Origin of the sequence: Burkholderia sp. Se-20373 (assembly GCF_017104705.1) — a bacterium.
In the GTDB taxonomy this organism is placed as follows: Bacteria; Pseudomonadota; Gammaproteobacteria; order Burkholderiales; family Burkholderiaceae; genus Burkholderia.
The window spans coordinates 35,524-50,783 of sequence record NZ_JAAGPH010000001.1 but is presented as its reverse complement, the minus strand read 5'-3'; the positions used below and the strand labels follow the sequence as shown (position 1 = coordinate 50,783).

17 protein-coding genes are annotated in these 15,260 nt (G+C 66.2%); 11 read left to right on the top strand and 6 right to left on the bottom strand.

Annotated features, from left to right (window positions below; genetic code table 11):
* The first annotated feature begins 300 nt into the window (after positions 1-300).
* From G3N96_RS00240 to G3N96_RS00230, 3 genes are all read left to right on the top strand, one after another.
* Complete coding sequence (locus G3N96_RS00240; RefSeq protein ID WP_124580267.1) at positions 301-1,011, top strand: PadR family transcriptional regulator; 711 nt, start codon at positions 301-303, stop codon at positions 1,009-1,011.
* A gap of 38 nt (positions 1,012-1,049) precedes the next feature.
* Positions 1,050-1,871: a siderophore-interacting protein gene (locus G3N96_RS00235; RefSeq protein WP_206135808.1), complete on the top strand. Its 822-nt coding sequence runs from the start codon at positions 1,050-1,052 to the stop codon at positions 1,869-1,871.
* A gap of 173 nt (positions 1,872-2,044) precedes the next feature.
* A complete protein-coding gene (locus G3N96_RS00230) occupies positions 2,045-2,269 on the top strand; it encodes a hypothetical protein (protein WP_176048803.1) in 225 nt (74 codons plus the stop codon).
* A 26-nt stretch (positions 2,270-2,295) separates the two neighbouring features.
* Here the strand turns inward: G3N96_RS00230 and G3N96_RS00225 are convergent, their stop codons facing one another.
* Complete coding sequence (locus tag G3N96_RS00225) at positions 2,296-2,877, bottom strand: undecaprenyl-diphosphatase (RefSeq protein ID WP_124586122.1); 582 nt, start codon at positions 2,875-2,877, stop codon at positions 2,296-2,298.
* Between the two features lie 440 nt (positions 2,878-3,317).
* On the opposite strand from G3N96_RS00225, the gene G3N96_RS00220 reads away from it, so the two are divergent.
* The 4 genes from G3N96_RS00220 to G3N96_RS00205 are packed head-to-tail and all read left to right on the top strand — an operon-like array spanning position 3,318 to position 6,635.
* A complete protein-coding gene (locus tag G3N96_RS00220; RefSeq protein WP_039344575.1) occupies positions 3,318-4,058 on the top strand; it encodes an acetoacetate decarboxylase in 741 nt (246 codons plus the stop codon).
* Between the two features lie 52 nt (positions 4,059-4,110).
* Complete coding sequence (locus G3N96_RS00215; RefSeq protein WP_206135807.1) at positions 4,111-4,896, top strand: 3-hydroxybutyrate dehydrogenase; 786 nt, start codon at positions 4,111-4,113, stop codon at positions 4,894-4,896.
* Positions 4,893-6,110, top strand: a complete 1,218-nt coding sequence (locus G3N96_RS00210) for a patatin-like phospholipase family protein (protein ID WP_185634314.1) — start codon at positions 4,893-4,895, stop codon at positions 6,108-6,110. The genes G3N96_RS00215 and G3N96_RS00210 overlap by 4 nt, the downstream gene beginning before the upstream one ends.
* A gap of 60 nt (positions 6,111-6,170) precedes the next feature.
* Positions 6,171-6,635, top strand: a complete 465-nt coding sequence (locus G3N96_RS00205; RefSeq protein WP_124585848.1) for a hypothetical protein — start codon at positions 6,171-6,173, stop codon at positions 6,633-6,635.
* A 70-nt stretch (positions 6,636-6,705) separates the two neighbouring features.
* On the opposite strand, the gene G3N96_RS00200 is transcribed toward G3N96_RS00205, so the two are convergent.
* Positions 6,706-7,590, bottom strand: coding sequence for a LysR family transcriptional regulator (locus tag G3N96_RS00200; protein ID WP_089443708.1), 885 nt, complete (start codon positions 7,588-7,590; stop codon positions 6,706-6,708).
* 120 nt (positions 7,591-7,710) lie between these two features.
* On the opposite strand from G3N96_RS00200, the gene argC reads away from it, so the two are divergent.
* Positions 7,711-8,658 (top strand): N-acetyl-gamma-glutamyl-phosphate reductase, encoded by a 948-nt coding sequence (argC, locus tag G3N96_RS00195; RefSeq protein WP_206135806.1) that lies wholly within the window; start codon positions 7,711-7,713, stop codon positions 8,656-8,658.
* A gap of 158 nt (positions 8,659-8,816) precedes the next feature.
* On the opposite strand, the gene G3N96_RS00190 is transcribed toward argC, so the two are convergent.
* On the bottom strand, positions 8,817-9,740 hold the full coding sequence (locus G3N96_RS00190; protein WP_124585844.1) for a LysR substrate-binding domain-containing protein: 924 nt from the start codon (positions 9,738-9,740) through the stop codon (positions 8,817-8,819).
* Positions 9,741-9,857: 117 nt separating this feature from the next.
* Between G3N96_RS00190 and G3N96_RS00185 the strand changes: the two genes are divergently transcribed.
* A complete protein-coding gene (locus G3N96_RS00185) occupies positions 9,858-10,943 on the top strand; it encodes a tartrate dehydrogenase (RefSeq protein WP_206135805.1) in 1,086 nt (361 codons plus the stop codon).
* A 505-nt stretch (positions 10,944-11,448) separates the two neighbouring features.
* On the opposite strand, the gene G3N96_RS00180 is transcribed toward G3N96_RS00185, so the two are convergent.
* The gene (locus G3N96_RS00180; RefSeq protein ID WP_069250362.1) at positions 11,449-11,928 is read right to left on the bottom strand and encodes a nuclear transport factor 2 family protein; all 480 of its coding nucleotides are present in this window, start codon (positions 11,926-11,928) and stop codon (positions 11,449-11,451) included.
* A gap of 63 nt (positions 11,929-11,991) precedes the next feature.
* The gene (locus G3N96_RS00175) at positions 11,992-12,597 is read right to left on the bottom strand and encodes a TetR/AcrR family transcriptional regulator (protein ID WP_124585840.1); all 606 of its coding nucleotides are present in this window, start codon (positions 12,595-12,597) and stop codon (positions 11,992-11,994) included.
* A 182-nt stretch (positions 12,598-12,779) separates the two neighbouring features.
* Between G3N96_RS00175 and G3N96_RS00170 the strand changes: the two genes are divergently transcribed.
* A complete protein-coding gene (locus G3N96_RS00170) occupies positions 12,780-13,418 on the top strand; it encodes a GNAT family N-acetyltransferase (protein WP_206135804.1) in 639 nt (212 codons plus the stop codon).
* Positions 13,415-13,831 (top strand): hypothetical protein, encoded by a 417-nt coding sequence (locus tag G3N96_RS00165; protein ID WP_206135803.1) that lies wholly within the window; start codon positions 13,415-13,417, stop codon positions 13,829-13,831. The genes G3N96_RS00170 and G3N96_RS00165 overlap by 4 nt, the downstream gene beginning before the upstream one ends.
* Positions 13,832-14,229: 398 nt before the next feature.
* Here the strand turns inward: G3N96_RS00165 and tdh are convergent, their stop codons facing one another.
* Positions 14,230-15,258, bottom strand: a complete 1,029-nt coding sequence (tdh, locus tag G3N96_RS00160) for an L-threonine 3-dehydrogenase (RefSeq protein ID WP_011356765.1) — start codon at positions 15,256-15,258, stop codon at positions 14,230-14,232.
* Positions 15,259-15,260: the final 2 nt, after the last annotated feature.

Sequence of the window (15,260 nt, the reverse complement as noted above, 5' to 3'; positions counted from 1 at the left end):
GCGAAGTTCAGGCGTGTCACGGCCATCTTGTCGCGATGTCATCGACGCGCGGATACATGCCGGCACGCCGCTGCGTCACGATCAACGGCTGGCGCAGGCTGCAGAAGCCGGCAACGCATCGACCGTCCGATCGTCGTGGCCGGCTCGCGCTACGAATCACACGAAGCGCATCGACGGCAGTCTCCGCCGCAAGCTGCCCGCTCCTCCCTCGCCCCACCATCCAGCCCCAATAAATCCCCTTGACGACCTATCTTTCGATATATATCTTTAGATATGTTTTACGACATATAGGACTCGATCATGCGACACAACCCTTCCCGCGGCCATGCCCGATGCGACGGTCATGGTGCGCATGGCCGCCCTGAGTGGTTCACCGGTCTCTGGTACGCGATCGGCCGCCACCGTCGCGGCCACGATCCGTTCGGCGGAGGCCCGTTCGGCGGCCGTGGCGGGCGCGGCGGCTTTGGCGATTTCGGCGACGACGGCATGCCGCGCGGCCGCCAGTTCAGCTCCGACGATCTCCAGCTGCTGCTGCTCGCGCTGGTCGCCGAGCAACCGAGCCACGGCTACGAGCTGATCAAGGCGCTCGACACGCGTTCGAACGGTTTCTACAGCCCGAGCCCCGGCATGGTGTATCCGGCGCTCACGTATCTCGAAGAAGTCGGCTTCGTCGCGTCGCAAGCGGAAGGCAACCGCAAACGCTATGCGCTGACCGACGCCGGCCGCGCGCATCTCGACGCGCAACGCGAACGCGTCGACACGCTGTTCGCGCGCCTCACGCATCTCGCCCGCAAGATGGAGTTCATGCGCCGCGCGTTCGCCGGGGAATCGGCGGGCAACGAAACGCCGGACGAAGCGCAAGCCGGCTGGCTGCCGGAGTTCGTCGACGCGCGTCTCGCGCTCAAGCGGGCACTGCTGCACAAGAGTGCCGCCGACGCCGACGAACAGCGCCGCATCGCCGCCATCATGCGCCGCGCGACGGCTGAAATCGAAGGCGGCACCGGTGCGTAATCCGCGCCGCCCCGTCAAACACTAAGGAGAACGGACTGATGCAGAACACATCCGATCGCACCGTGAGCCGCGTGCGCCACACCCTCAAGTTCCGCTTGCTGCAGGTCCTGCGCGTGCACACCGTCACGCCGCACCTGCTGCGCGTCACGCTCGGCGGCCCCGATCTCGCGGATTTCGAATCCGCGTCGTTCGACGATCACGTGAAGGTATTTTTCCCGCCGCCCGGCGCTGAACGCCCCGTGCTGCCGACGCTCGGCGCAAACGGCCCCGAGTTTCCGGAAGGCGAACCGAAGCCGGTCGCGCGCGACTTCACGCCGCGCCGTTTCGACCGCGCCGCCGGCGAACTCGATCTGGAATTCGTGCTGAACCACCCGGGCCCCGCGTCGCAGTGGGCCGCCCAGGCACGTGTCGGCCAATGGCTCGGCATCGGCGGCCCGCGCGGTTCGTTCGTCGTCCCGACCGGTTTCGACTGGCACCTGCTGATCGGCGACGATACGGCGCTGCCGGCGATCGCGCGGCGTCTCGAGGAACTGCCGGCCGGCGCGCGTGTAGCCGTCGTGATGGAAGTCGCTGATCGCACCGCGCAGATCGCGTTCGACACGCGCGCCGACGTGCATGAAATCTGGCGCTTCCGCGCCGAAGCCGACGCGGCGGACGGCGACGTGCTGCTGAATGCCGTGCGCGACCTGCCGCTGCCGCCGTCCGGCGACGGCTACGTGTGGGCGGCGGGCGAAGCGCTGTCGATGCGCGCGGTACGCCAGCACCTGACCGGCGAGCGCGGTGTCGACAAGTCGCGCATCCGTGCGGCGGCCTACTGGAAGCGCGGCGCGGCGGCCGTGCACGAAACGCTGGAAGACTGATGGATGCGGGTGCCCGGCAAACGGGTACCCGCTTGAGATTGACCGGCCGATGACACAATCGTGGCGTCGGCGCACCAGCGGGCTTGGCACCGCGATCGCGACTGGTATATATCTGTGGGTGCGACGCCGCTGTCGGGCGACAGCCGCCGCAGCCCGCCCAGGAGCGCCCGGTCATGACAAAAGAAAGCCACGCTTCGCCGTTCCTTCGCAACCTGAAGATCGTCGGCTATTGCGGCCTTGCCGCGGTGGTACTCGCGCTGTTCGTCGCGATGTGCGCGATCCTGAAGGAAAGCGCACTCGACCGCGACGCCGCGCAACACCCGGCCGATACCCCTGAACTGCACGATGCGGGCGGTGGCCCGTCCGCATCGGCCGAATCGGCCAAGACACCCGGCTGACGGCGTCCTGCCCGATATTCTGCCGCTTACGGCGCGTGCCGGCGGCCCATCACGGCGGCATGCACCGAATCGCCGAGCCGTTCGAGCAGCGCGATCACGCGTTGTCCGTACAGGTGCGCGGCCAGCGCGCCGGCCGTGCCGACCAGCACGCCGCCCGCCATGTCGAACGGCCAGTGCACGCCCGCATAGATACGTCCCCATGCAATCGCCGCGGCCATCGCGACCATCACGAACCCGGTGAACCGGGTCGTGCCGCCGAGCATCAACCCGACCGCCATGCTCCACGCGAACGTCATGTGATCGCTCGGAAACGAGCTGTCCGGCGCGTGCGGAATCAGCTGCGTGCCGACGCCCGCCATGAACGGGCGCGGCGAGAACCAGAAATGTCCGATGACCTGCGCGAGCGCGAGCGCCACGCACACGCCGACGCCGGCTTCGATCGCCTGACGCCGCGTCGGGCGCGCGCCGAAGATCCAGGTCAGCAGCAACATCGCGGGCAACGCATAGACGAGCCAGTCGGCGGCGAAGAGGGCGAGGCGGGCAACGCCCGGCTGGGGCGAGACCCCGGCGTTGATGGCGGAAAAGAGGGTGAGATTGAGGGTCTGCATGAATCGGTTGCGTGGGGCGTAAAAAATCGGCCGGTTGCCCGGCCTGCTACGAACGATGCTAAGGCGCACCCGCTTAAGCGATGCTTAATAAGACGGCCGCGCGACGAAGCCCGCCGCCGCTAACGCGCTTAGAGCCTGCACTGCAACACAAGTTCACACATTTGTCACATTCGTACGTGACCGTCTCCCGGAAAGGCTCACCCGGCATCCCGTAAAGACTCACCTTTTTCACATCGTGGCGTCACCGACGCGTGCCAACATCGGGACGCCGGGTGCTCTCCAGACCGTTTACGTCATTCATCTCAATATTTACGCTGCGAATGCTGCGAAATCGGCAACAATTAATTCCAGATGCGGCATCGCACAACGGGAACGCACAGGCATAGGATTACGAGCTTACGAGCACTCATCCACGAAGCGATCAACAACAAGGAGTCCGCATGAAACCCAGCGATGTCCGATCGAAAGCGTTTGCGATGCCGTTGACCAGCCCCGCCTTCCCGATGGGCCCTTACCGTTTCGTCGATCGTGAGTTCCTGATCATCACGTATCGCACCGATCCGGACCGTCTCCGCGAAATCGTCCCCGAGCCGCTGCAGGTCACCGAGCCGCTCGTGCATTACGAATTCATCCGCATGGCCGATTCGACCGGCTTCGGCGACTACACCGAAAGCGGCCAGGTGATTCCCGTCGAATACAACGGCCAGCCGGGCGGCTATACGCTCGCGATGTATCTCGACGATCACCCGCCGATCGCCGGCGGCCGCGAGCTGTGGGGCTTCCCGAAGAAGCTCGCGTCGCCCACGCTGCACGTGAACACCGACCACCTGCTCGGCACGCTCGACTACGGCAAGGTGCGCGTCGCCACCGGCACGATGGGCTACAAGCACAAGGAACTCGACATCGACGAGCAGACCAGGCGTCTCGCCGGCCCCAATTTCCTGCTGAAGATCATCCCGCACGTCGACGGCACCGCGCGCGTCTGCGAACTCGTGCGCTACTACATGCAGGACATCAAGATGAAGGGCGCGTGGACGGGCCCCGCATCGCTCGAGCTGGCACCGCACGCGCTCGCGCCCGTGGCCGACCTGCCCGTGCTCGAAATCGTCGAAGCCCGCCACATCGTCGCAGATTTGACACTGGGCCTCGGCGAAGTCGTCTACGATTACCTGGCTCAGTAACACGTCCGCAGTCCTTTCTCCCTGTCAATCCTTTCACCACGGGAATTCGAACATGAGCAACCTGAATGGCAAGACCGCAGTCGTCACGGGCGCCGCGAGCGGCATCGGCAAGGAAATCGCACTCGAGCTCGCGAAAGCGGGCGCGGCCGTCGCGATCGCCGACCTGAACCAGGACGGCGCGAACGCGGTCGCCGACGAGATCGTCAAGGCCGGCGGCAAGGCGATCGGCGTCGCGATGGACGTGACGAACGAGGAAGCCGTGAACAGCGGGATCGACAAGGTGGCCGAAACGTTCGGCTCGGTCGACATCCTCGTGTCGAACGCGGGCATTCAGATCGTCAACCCGATCGAGAACTATTCGTTCGCCGACTGGAAGAAGATGCAGGCGATCCACGTCGACGGCGCGTTCCTGACGACCAAGGCCGCGCTGAAGCACATGTACAAGGACGATCGCGGCGGTGTCGTGATCTACATGGGCTCGGTGCACTCGCACGAAGCGTCGCCGCTGAAGTCCGCGTACGTGACGGCCAAGCACGGCCTGCTCGGCCTGGCCCGCGTGCTGGCGAAGGAAGGTGCGAAGCACAATGTTCGTTCGCACGTCGTGTGTCCGGGCTTCGTGCGCACGCCGCTGGTCGACAAGCAGATTCCGGAGCAGGCGAAGGAGCTCGGGATCAGCGAAGACGAAGTGGTGAAGAAGGTGATGCTCGGCAATACGGTCGACGGCGTGTTCACGACCGTTCAGGACGTCGCGCAGACGGTGCTGTTCCTGTCGGCCTTCCCGAGCGCCGCGCTCACGGGCCAGTCGTTCATCGTCAGCCACGGCTGGTTCATGCAATGAAGCCGCACGCCCGCACCGAAAAGCAGGCCGTCGATGCGGCGGACCTGCATCACGAGGCCGGCGCACCGGCCGCCGCGCGCACGCTGCCGTACGAAACGATCGCGCTCGTGCTGCAAGGCGGCGGCGCGCTCGGCGCGTATCAGGCCGGCGTGTTCGAAGGGCTGCACGAGGCGGGCATCCCGCTCGACTGGATCGCGGGCATCTCGATCGGCGCGCTCAATACCGCGCTGATCGCGGGCAACGCGCCCGAGCATCGTGTCGAGCGGCTGCGCGAGTTCTGGGAAACGATCTGCAAGCCGGCGTTCTTCCCGACGATTCCGGCCGCATTCGAGTTCGCGCTGTTCAACAGCATCGACCAGGTCCGCACGTTCTTCACCGCGTCGCAGGCCGCGAGCGCGATGATGCAGGGCCAGCAGGGCTTCTTCGTGCCGCGCTTCCCGCCGCCGCTGCCGGGCGTGTCGGATCATCCGGAGAAGATCAGCTGGTACGACACGTCGCAACTGCGCGCGACGCTGCTGAAGCTGTGCGATTTCGACCGGATCAATTCGGGCGAAACGCGCGTGTCGGTCGGCGCGGTCAATGTCGGCACCGGCAACTTCGTGTACTTCGACAACTCGCGCATCCGCCTCGCGCCCGAACACTTCATGGCGTCCGGCGCGCTGCCGCCCGCATTCCCGCCGGTCGAGATCGACGGCGAGTACTACTGGGACGGCGGTGTGGTGTCGAATACGCCGCTGATGGAAGTGCTCCGCGCCCGGCCGCGCCGCGACACGCTCGCGTTCCAGGTCGATCTGTGGAGCGCGCGCGGGCCGCTGCCGCGCACGATGGCCGACGTCGCCGAGCGCACGAAGGACGTGCAGTATTCGAGCCGCACGCGTTTCGTCACCGACACGCTGCAGCGCGAACAGCGCTACCGCAACGTGCTGCGCCACGTGCTCGACCAGGTGCCGGAAGCGCAGCGCAAGGCGGATCCGTGGTGCATCGAGGCCGATGCGATGTCGTGCAGCAAGAAGTACAACATCCAGCACCTGATCTACCAGCAGAAGGCGTACGAGCATCACTACAAGGACTATCAGTTCGGTCTGTCGACGATGCGTGACCACTGGACCGCGGGTCTCGACGACATCCGCAAGACACTCGCAGTCAAGGACGGCCTCGCGCTGCCCAACAACGACGCGGGCTTCGTGACGCACGACATTCACCGCAAACGGTAATGCCGTGTGCGACGGATCGGCGCGATGCATGCGCCGGTCCGTCCTCTTCTCCGATTCGCCATGCCGATCTTCATCGCACTGTTCGCGCTCATCGCTCTCGGATGGGGCGCGGTTCACCTGTTTCACGTCATCGCCGCGCAGTTCGGCCAGCCGGTCGCGATCGCGGCTGCCGTGCTCGCCGCCGCGATCCTGATCGCGCTGGTCGCCTGGTGGATCAAGCGCCGCCGCGACATCGCACCGAATACGAAGGAAGAAGGCTGGACCCACGTCGTGCACCGCGCGTGGGGCGAGCTGCGGGTGTCCGCGACGCAGGGGCTGCTGTGGCTGTCGCACGACGGCGCGGACGGCCGCTATACGCTGTCGCAGCTCGACGGCTGCCAGGCCGCACCGATCGGCGGCCGCTGGCATCTCGTCGTGCGCGTGCACGACGCCGTGCGCAGCGAATGGAAGCTGCCGATGACGGACAAGCGCGATGCGCAGCGCTGGGCCCGCGTGCTGACGCTCGCGAAGGACAACCGGCTCTGACACGGCGCGCGGCTGATGTGCACGTGCGCGCGGCACGAACCGTCGCGCCGGCTGTCCCGTCGTGCGCGCGCTAGCGCGCCTTCAGCGCCCACAGCGCATCGAGCACGTGCTGGGTCGCCCGCTCGACCGGCCCCGCACGATGCGCGATACCCAGTTCACGCCACAGCGCCGGGCGCAACGCCCGCATGACGATGCGTGCATCGGGTAGCGGGGCGCCCGCCTCGTGCGGCAGCAGCGTCGCGCCGTAACCCGCCGCGACCAGGCTCTTGATCGCATCGTTGTAGTTGAGTTCGATCCGCGGCTCCGGCCGGTGGCCGCCGAGCGCGAACCATTCCGTCGTGAGCCGCGACAGGCGGGTGGTCGCATCGTTGAGAATCAGCGGGCGGGCGGCCAGGTAGCCGGGCGTCACGCGCGCCGGAAGCGGCCAGTCCGCCGGCAAAAACGCCATCACCGGATCACGCCGCCACGCGCGGATCGACAGCCCCGCGACCGCCGTCTGCGGCAGCGCCACCAGTCCGACATCGAGCGTGCCCTGCGCAATGCGCGCCAGCGTGTCGTGCGACGTGAGCACGGCGATCTGGACATCGATGTCCGGATGCGCGTCGCGTAACCGGGCCACCGCCTGCGGCAACAGGTGCGCGATCGCCCCGGTCGATGCGCCAAGGCGTACGCGCCCGGACAGCCCCTGCACCTGCCGCTGCACATCGTCCAGCGTGGATTCGACCTCGGCCAGCAGGCGACGCGCCCGTTCCACCAGCACTTCGCCGATGGGCGACGGCCGCACGTTTCCACGCGTGCGGGACAGCAACGGCGCGCCGATCCGGCTTTCCAGTTCGGCAATGTGAAGACTGACGGTCGGCGGCGCGAGATGCAGCCATTGCGCCGCCGCGACAAATGACCCGTGGTCCGCGATGGCGACCAGCGTGCGCAGACGGTCCAGGCTGATCTCTCGCATCCTTCACCTCTCGTTCAAGAAAACTGAATTTCGCAGTCAGCAAATTCAACTTTTCCTATTCTAGGTGTTCAGCGGAGGATATGGCTTTCCCGACGACCGAACCGAAGGAACGCGACCCTCATGAGCCAGCCCACTGTCTACATCGACGGCGATCAAGGCACGACCGGATTGCTGATCCACGAACGCCTGCGCGGGCGTGACGACCTGCAGCTCGTCACGCTGCCGGACACCGAGCGCAAGGATCCCGTACGGCGCGCCGAAGCGATCAACGCAGCCGACATCGCGATCCTGTGCCTGCCCGACGCGGCCGCGCGCGAAGCGGTCGGCTTCATCCGGAATCCGACGGTGCGCGTGATCGACGCGAGTTCCGCCCATCGCACGCAGCCGGATTGGGTCTACGGCTTTCCCGAAATGGCCGACGGGCACGCGCGGACGATTGCGCACGCGCGGCGTGTCACCAATCCGGGCTGCTACCCGACCGGCGCGATCGCGCTGCTGCGACCGCTGCAACAGGCCGGCCTGCTGCCGCGCGACTACCCGGTGAGCATCCATGCCGTCTCCGGGTACTCGGGCGGCGGACGGGCTGCCGTCGACGCATTCGAGTCGAACGATGCTTCGCAAGCGAAACCGCTACAGGTCTACGGCCTCGCACTCGCGCACAAGCATGTGCCGGAGATCCAGCTGCATGCCGGTCTGACGAATCGTCCGATGTTCGTGCCGGCCTACGGTGCCTATCGGCAAGGCATCGTGCTCACCGTGCCGATCGAGCTGCGCCTGCTTCCTGCCGGCGTGACCGGTGAGCGGCTGCATGCGTGTCTTGCGCACCATTACGCCGGCGCGCGTCACGTCGACGTCACGCCGCTCGCGGTGACGCAAGCGATCACGCATCTCGATCCGCAAGCACTGAACGGCTCCAATGACCTGCGGCTCGGCGTGTTCGTCAATGCCGAACACGGCCAGGTGCTGCTGTCCGCCGTATTCGACAATCTCGGCAAAGGGGCATCCGGCGCAGCGGTGCAGAATCTCGACCTGATGCTCGGCACGGCAAGCGGGGCAAAAGCGGCGTAAGCCGCGTGCGGGCACCATCGTCGGCCGGCCCCGCACATCGCGGCCGCGATGCGAGCGTCACCGTTCGACGCGGCCGGCTCGCGACGCGGTTGCGAGCCGGAAACGGGGCTTGCCGACGTTCCGCACATGCCCCCGTAAAAGCTCACCTTTAGCCGGTTTCAGGCCATGTCGACACCCGCGGCGGCATTCAAGCCGGTCAGCGTCTCCACCAGAAAATCCACGCACACGCGCACCTTCGCCGACGCCGCCACGCGCTCCGGATACACGGCCCAGATGTTCGCGGGCTGGATTGCGTCCGGCAGCACGCGACACAGTGCGCCGCGTTCGATCAGCGGCGCGGCTTCCCAGATCGAACGCAACACGATGCCGCGCCCGGCCAGTGCCCACTGCACGGCCACTTCGCCATGGTTCGTCGACAGCGCGCCGCCGACCTTCACCGTTGCCGTTTCGCCGCGCACGTTCAGCCGCCACACGCCGAACGGGTGATCGCGCTCCTTGATGGCCAGACAGTCGTGCGACGCGAGATCCGCGAGCGAGCGCGGCGTGCCGCGCCGTGCGAGATAGTCGGGCGCTGCACACAGCACGCGGTAGTTCGCGGCGAGGCGGCGCGCGATCAGGTGATCGGCGATCTCGTCGCCGATACGCACGTCGAGGTCGTAGCCTTCGCCCGCGACATCGACGAGCCGGTCGAACAGATCAAGCCGCACGTTCAGTTGCGGAAAGCGCGCGGTGAAGTCGAGCAGCGCCGGCGCGACGACGTGCCGGCCAAAGCCGAAGCTGCTCGAAATGCGCAGCGTGCCGCGCGGCACCGTGCGCGTGGTCGACACGTCCTCGACGAGATGATCGACGTCGTCGAGGATCTTCTCGGCGCGCGCGTACACGCGTTCGCCGGCTTCCGTCACCGTCACGCGGCGCGTCGAGCGATGCAGCAGGCGCGTGCCGAGCTGCGCCTCGAGCAACGCGATGCGCTTGCTGACATAGGCGGGCGACACCGCGAGCTGCTCGGCGGCCGCGCTGAAGCTGGTCAGGCGGACAACCAGGCTGAACACGCGCAGGTCGTCCAGATTCGGCGATTTGTTCACGATTCATGGAAAGTCGATTAACCTTTCGCACGATTTTAATCTGAATGGAAATAAATAGAATGATGTAACGCGCCGCTACCGCCCGAGGCAGCCGGCCGCCCAGCCAAGGAGATTTGCATGACCGACAGGACTTACAAGATTGCCGTCATTCCCGGCGACGGAATCGGCCGCGAAGTGATGCCCGAGGGCCTGCGGGCACTCGACGCCGTGACCGCGCGCTTCGGCGTCCGCTTCGACTTCGTCCAGATCGACTGGGCGAGCTGTGACTACTACGCGCAGCACGGCACGATGATGCCGGACGACTGGAAGGCGCAACTGTCGGGCATGGACGCGATCCTGTTCGGCGCGGTCGGCTGGCCGGCGACGGTGCCCGATCACATTTCGCTGTGGGGCTCGCTGCTGAAATTCCGCCGCGAGTTCGACCAGTACATCAACCTGCGGCCCGCACGCCTGTTCGACGGCGTGCCGTCGCCGCTCGCCGGCCGCCGCGCGGGCGACATCGACTTCATGATCGTGCGCGAGAACACCGAGGGCGAATATTCGTCGGTCGGCGGCACGATGTTCGAAGGCACCGAACGCGAGATCGTGATGCAGCAGTCGATCTTCACGCGTCACGGCACCGAGCGCGTGCTGAAATTCGCGTTCGACCTCGCCCAGCGGCGCGCGAAGCGCCTCACCGTCGCGACGAAGAGCAACGGCATCGCGATCAGCATGCCGTGGTGGGACGCGCGCACGGCCGAGATGGCCGAACGCTATCCCGACATCGCCGTCGACAAGCAGCATATCGACATCCTGTGCGCGCGCTTCGTGCTGCAGCCGGACCGCTTCGACGTCGTCGTCGCGTCGAACCTGTTCGGCGACATCCTGTCGGATCTCGGGCCGGCCTGTACGGGCACGATCGGCATCGCGCCGTCGGCGAACCTGAACCCCGACCGCAAGTTTCCGTCGCTGTTCGAACCCGTGCACGGCTCCGCGCCCGACATCGCGGGGCAGTCCATCGCGAACCCGGTCGCGATGATCTGGTCGGCAGCGTTGATGCTCGACTTCCTCGGCAACGGCGCCGGCCCCGAGCGCGAAGCGCACGACGCGATCGTCGCCGCGATCGAGGACGTGCTGCGCACGGGGCCGCGCACGCGCGATCTCGGGGGCAACGCTGGGACGCAGGAAGTGGGTGAGGCGATCGCTGCGCGGATTGCCGGCTGACGATCATGCCCGGCGCGTTCGCACGCGCCGGGTAGCGACTGCACGACTCGGCGAGCTGTGAGCGAAGTGCGGTGAGCAACACGCAACGCATTTGCGCACTTGTGCGCGTACCGTCGCCTGCACGGTGAAGTCGAGTGGTGAGCAACACCGCCCCGCAACGCGCCCGGCTCTCGCTATCCGTCATCGACGTCGACCCGATCGGTGAGTTGCACATTGCGCGCGTGCACACCGATCGTCAATCCACTGCCGGTGCTGTGCGATCGGTGAGATGCCTCACGCCGTGATGCACACCGTTGCGTGCAAACACGGGCATCACGAGATGCCAACATGTGCGGCACGTCCGCTTTATCCGATGCGATGCCGCGTCGAACGGCTCACTGCACACAGTCCGACGCGGCATTTCACCTCCTCCCGAAAAATCTCACCCTCAGCGCACCGACTCCCGAATTTCCTCACCGTTGTATCCCGGTGAGGCGTTCGTCGATCCGCCGAGTCGACGCGCGCGTCACAGCCCGAGGTCGGACAGCCCCGGATGATCGTCCGGACGACGGCCGAGCGGCCAGTGATAGAGACGATCCTGCTCGCGAATCGGCAGGTCGTTGATGCTCGCGTGACGATGCGCCATCAGGCCGTTCTCGTCGAACTCCCAGTTTTCGTTGCCGTACGAACGGAACCAGTTGCCGGCGTCGTCATGCCATTCGTATGCAAAGCGCACTGCGATGCGATTGCCGTCGAACGCCCACAGCTCCTTGATCAACCGGTAGTCGAGCTCGCGCGTCCACTTGCGCTGCAGCAGCCCGACGATCTCGTCGCGGCCGGTCACGAATTCCGCACGGTTGCGCCATCGGCTTTGCGGCGTATAGGCGAGCGACACGCGTTGCGGGTCGCGCGTGTTCCATCCGTCCTCGGCGGCGCGCACCTTCTGGCGCGCCGTTTCGAGCGTGAAGGGCGGAACGGGCGGACGGACTTCGGGGGATGCGGACATGGATGGCTCCTGTTCAGGTTCTGGCCACGGACGCCCGCGGCCGGTTCGGATTCGCTGCTTCGACTAGCGGGACACCGTGTCGAGCAGCAGTTCGGCCGTTGCGCGCGCGTCGCGCGCAGCGTTTGCGTCGCCGGTTACGAGTGCCACGCCGATGGCACCGTCGATCAGCACGAGCCATTGGCGCGCCAGACGCGCGAGCCCGCGTCGCTCGATGCCGGTTTCGTCGGCATACGCATCGAACCGCTCGCGTACGAATGCCAGCAGGCGTGCCTTGTGCTCGCGTGCGACGACGCGCACGGGGTCATCCGCGTCGGGAATCTCGCCCGATGCGTTCAGGAACGCGCAGCCGTGAAAGTCGGGCTGCCCGAACCAGTCGCGCAGCACATCGAACATGCCGAGCAACTGCACGCGCGGCGCCTTGCCGCGCGCCAGCGTGGCATCGACGAACCAGCGCATCCAGCGCTCGTCGCGACGTTCGAGCGCGGCCACGACCAGCGCCTCCTTCGATTCGAAATGCGAATAAAAGCTCTTTCGGGCCGCGCCGGATCGCTTGACGATCGCATCGACGCCGGTGGCATGGATGCCGCCCGAATAGATCAGCGCTTCGGCTGCATCGAGCAGCCGGTCGCGAACACCCGGTTCGGCGGAGGAGTCGTGAGGTGTGTTCATGGGTTTACGGTAGAACGATCGTTCTCCTTCATCAACACCCTCATGAAAAAGCCCTGTCGGCGAGAGGGCTGAATCGCGGCCTGGCCGCGTGACGTGGCCCACCGCGTTTACGACATTTTTTCTTGAAGCGAACGCGCGACGCTCACTACACTTCGGTCACCCTGTCTGGGCAAAAGGACATCATGCAGCGACCGGAATCCGCGCGCCCCGCGCGCGCCTATGCGGCTTATGCGAAGCGGCTCGACGGCCGCGTCGTCGTGCGGCGCTTCGACCCGCGCAGCGATTCGTACGACGCGTTGACCGCGCTGCTGCATCGCGCGTTCGCAGCACTTGGCGCACTGGGCTTCAACTGCCCGGGCGTCGATCAGCCGGCCTCGGCGACGCGCGAACGCGTGCTCACCAGCGAGTGCTTCGTCGCGCTCGGCAACGCGCACCTGGTCGCGACGATGACGATGCGTTCGCACGATCCCGATTCCCGCTGCGATCCGTACCGCAGCCGGCACGTCGCGACACTCGGCCAACTGGCCGTCGATCCCGTCTGGCAGGATCGCGGCATCGGCCGTTCGCTGCTCGCATTCGCGCAACGGCGGGCCGCCGCGCGCGGCGCGACGCACCTCGCACTCGACGCGCCGTATGCAGCAGTCCGGCTCATCGATTTCTATCGACGCGAAGGATTTCAACCGGTCGACGTGATGCGCTTTCCGGGACACAACTACGACAGCACGATCCTGTGCAAATCCGTCGGCGCCAAGAGCGGCCGCATCGTTGCCGGCGATACGGCGCAGTTCGACGTCACGCGGCACGTCGGGGCAGCGTCATGAAACACGACATGCCGAAGCGCGAGGGCGGCGACGATCACACCGGGCTCGACGTCCGGCAGGCACGGGTGCGCGCGGCGCGGCGGCTGCGCGGTGTGTTGAAGCTGACAATTCTCACGATCGCGGTCGCCCAAGCGCTCGCATTCGCGTTCGAAAGCCTGCTGGTGATGGCCGGCTTCGCGCCGGATGCCGCGACGGTGCTGCTGTTCCGCTTCGTCACGTGCGCGCTCGTCAGCTTCTGGCTGCAGGCGGACGCGTTGCGCGCCTATCAATACGCGGCGCAACACGGATTCGTCACCGTTCCCGGCGCGCACGGCGATCCGGCCGACATCGCGCCGCAATGCCCGCAACGCTGGCTCGTCATGCTGAGTCTTCAGCTCGACCCGCGAGGGGCGAATGGTGAACGGATCAAGTAGCGGCCTGCGCACCGGTCGATATCCATCGATGTCGATTGCTTCATGCATGAGTGAGTCGCAACGACGCGTGAAGGCTCACGGTTGATGGTGCGGTTCGGCATGGCATCGCATGGCGTGCGTAGCGAACGATCCTGCGGCAAGCAGGGAGGGAAGTGCGTGGGAAGAGGGGGACCAGGTGCCGAACGGCGTGATGACGGGAAGCGAGGCAGCTAACGACAGGTGAAGTAAACGTTCGATTGCAGGTCACCGATGTGCGATCGTGTCGCGATTCGGCGAGCAAACACAGCTCCCGAATAATCTCACCTTGAGCGCGGATTCGCGTGCTTCGACTCGAACACGCAGACGTAAAACAGAAACGGGGCAGGCGGCAAACACGCCGCACTGCCCCTTCTCGGCACTCAGGCCGTCCAGTCGAGAATCACCTTCCCGCTTTCACCCGACAACATCGCGGCGAAGCCTTTCTCGTAATCGTCGGCCGCGAAGCGATGCGTGATGATCGGCGACAGGTCGAGGCCGCTCTGCAGCATCGCGACCATCTTGTACCAGGTCTCGAACATCTCGCGACCGTAGATGCCCTTGATCTCGAGCCCCTTGAAGATCACCTGGTTCCAGTCGATCGCCGTCTGCGCCGGCGGAATGCCGAGCAGCGCGACCTTGCCGCCGTGGTTCATCGCCTCGAGCATGCTCGTGAACGCGCTCGGCACGCCCGACATTTCGAGGCCGACGTCGAAGCCTTCGGTCATGTGCAGGTCGGACATCACGTCGCGCAGCGACTCGCGCGCGACGTTGACCGCACGCGTCGCGCCCATCTTGCGCGCGAGTTCCAGCCGGTAGTCGTTGATGTCGGTGATGACGACGTTGCGCGCGCCGACGTGCTTCGCGATCGCGACGGCCATGATGCCGATCGGGCCCGCGCCGGTGATCAGCACGTCTTCGCCGACGAGGTTGAACGACAGCGCCGTGTGCGTCGCGTTGCCGAACGGATCGAAGATCGATGCGAGATCGTCGGAAATCTCCGGCGGAATCTTGAATGCGTTGAACGCGGGAATCGCCAGATACTCGGCGAACGCGCCTTCGCGGTTCACGCCGACGCCGACCGTGTTGCGGCACAGATGCCGGCGCCCCGCGCGACAGTTGCGGCAGAAACCGCACGTGATGTGGCCTTCGCCGGACACGCGATCGCCGATCGCGAAGCCGCGCACTTCCTGCCCCATCTCGACGATCTCGCCGACATATTCGTGACCGACGTGCATCGGCACGGGAATCGTCTTCTGCGCCCAGTCGTCCCACTTCCAGATATGGATGTCGGTGCCGCAGATCGCCGTGCGGCGGATCTTGATCAGCACGTCGTTGTGGCCGACTTCGGGGCGCTTCACGCGCGTGAGCGTGAGGCCGGGGCCGCGCTCGAGCTTTGCCAGTGCTTTCATGA

What these genes read in the sequence shown, in the direction of transcription:
- G3N96_RS00240 (WP_124580267.1), top strand. Translation starts at nt 301, where the DNA reads ATGCGACACAACCCTTCCCGCGGCCATGCCCGATGCGACGGTCATGGT.
- G3N96_RS00235 (WP_206135808.1), top strand. Translation starts at nt 1,050, where the DNA reads ATGCAGAACACATCCGATCGCACCGTGAGCCGCGTGCGCCACACCCTC.
- G3N96_RS00230 (WP_176048803.1), top strand. Translation starts at nt 2,045, where the DNA reads ATGACAAAAGAAAGCCACGCTTCGCCGTTCCTTCGCAACCTGAAGATC.
- G3N96_RS00225 (WP_124586122.1), bottom strand. Translation starts at nt 2,877, where the DNA reads ATGCAGACCCTCAATCTCACCCTCTTTTCCGCCATCAACGCCGGGGTC.
- G3N96_RS00220 (WP_039344575.1), top strand. Translation starts at nt 3,318, where the DNA reads ATGAAACCCAGCGATGTCCGATCGAAAGCGTTTGCGATGCCGTTGACC.
- G3N96_RS00215 (WP_206135807.1), top strand. Translation starts at nt 4,111, where the DNA reads ATGAGCAACCTGAATGGCAAGACCGCAGTCGTCACGGGCGCCGCGAGC.
- G3N96_RS00210 (WP_185634314.1), top strand. Translation starts at nt 4,893, where the DNA reads ATGAAGCCGCACGCCCGCACCGAAAAGCAGGCCGTCGATGCGGCGGAC.
- G3N96_RS00205 (WP_124585848.1), top strand. Translation starts at nt 6,171, where the DNA reads ATGCCGATCTTCATCGCACTGTTCGCGCTCATCGCTCTCGGATGGGGC.
- G3N96_RS00200 (WP_089443708.1), bottom strand. Translation starts at nt 7,590, where the DNA reads ATGCGAGAGATCAGCCTGGACCGTCTGCGCACGCTGGTCGCCATCGCG.
- argC (WP_206135806.1), top strand. Translation starts at nt 7,711, where the DNA reads ATGAGCCAGCCCACTGTCTACATCGACGGCGATCAAGGCACGACCGGA.
- G3N96_RS00185 (WP_206135805.1), top strand. Translation starts at nt 9,858, where the DNA reads ATGACCGACAGGACTTACAAGATTGCCGTCATTCCCGGCGACGGAATC.
- G3N96_RS00180 (WP_069250362.1), bottom strand. Translation starts at nt 11,928, where the DNA reads ATGTCCGCATCCCCCGAAGTCCGTCCGCCCGTTCCGCCCTTCACGCTC.
- G3N96_RS00175 (WP_124585840.1), bottom strand. Translation starts at nt 12,597, where the DNA reads ATGAACACACCTCACGACTCCTCCGCCGAACCGGGTGTTCGCGACCGG.
- G3N96_RS00170 (WP_206135804.1), top strand. Translation starts at nt 12,780, where the DNA reads ATGCAGCGACCGGAATCCGCGCGCCCCGCGCGCGCCTATGCGGCTTAT.
- G3N96_RS00165 (WP_206135803.1), top strand. Translation starts at nt 13,415, where the DNA reads ATGAAACACGACATGCCGAAGCGCGAGGGCGGCGACGATCACACCGGG.
- tdh (WP_011356765.1), bottom strand. Translation starts at nt 15,258, where the DNA reads ATGAAAGCACTGGCAAAGCTCGAGCGCGGCCCCGGCCTCACGCTCACG.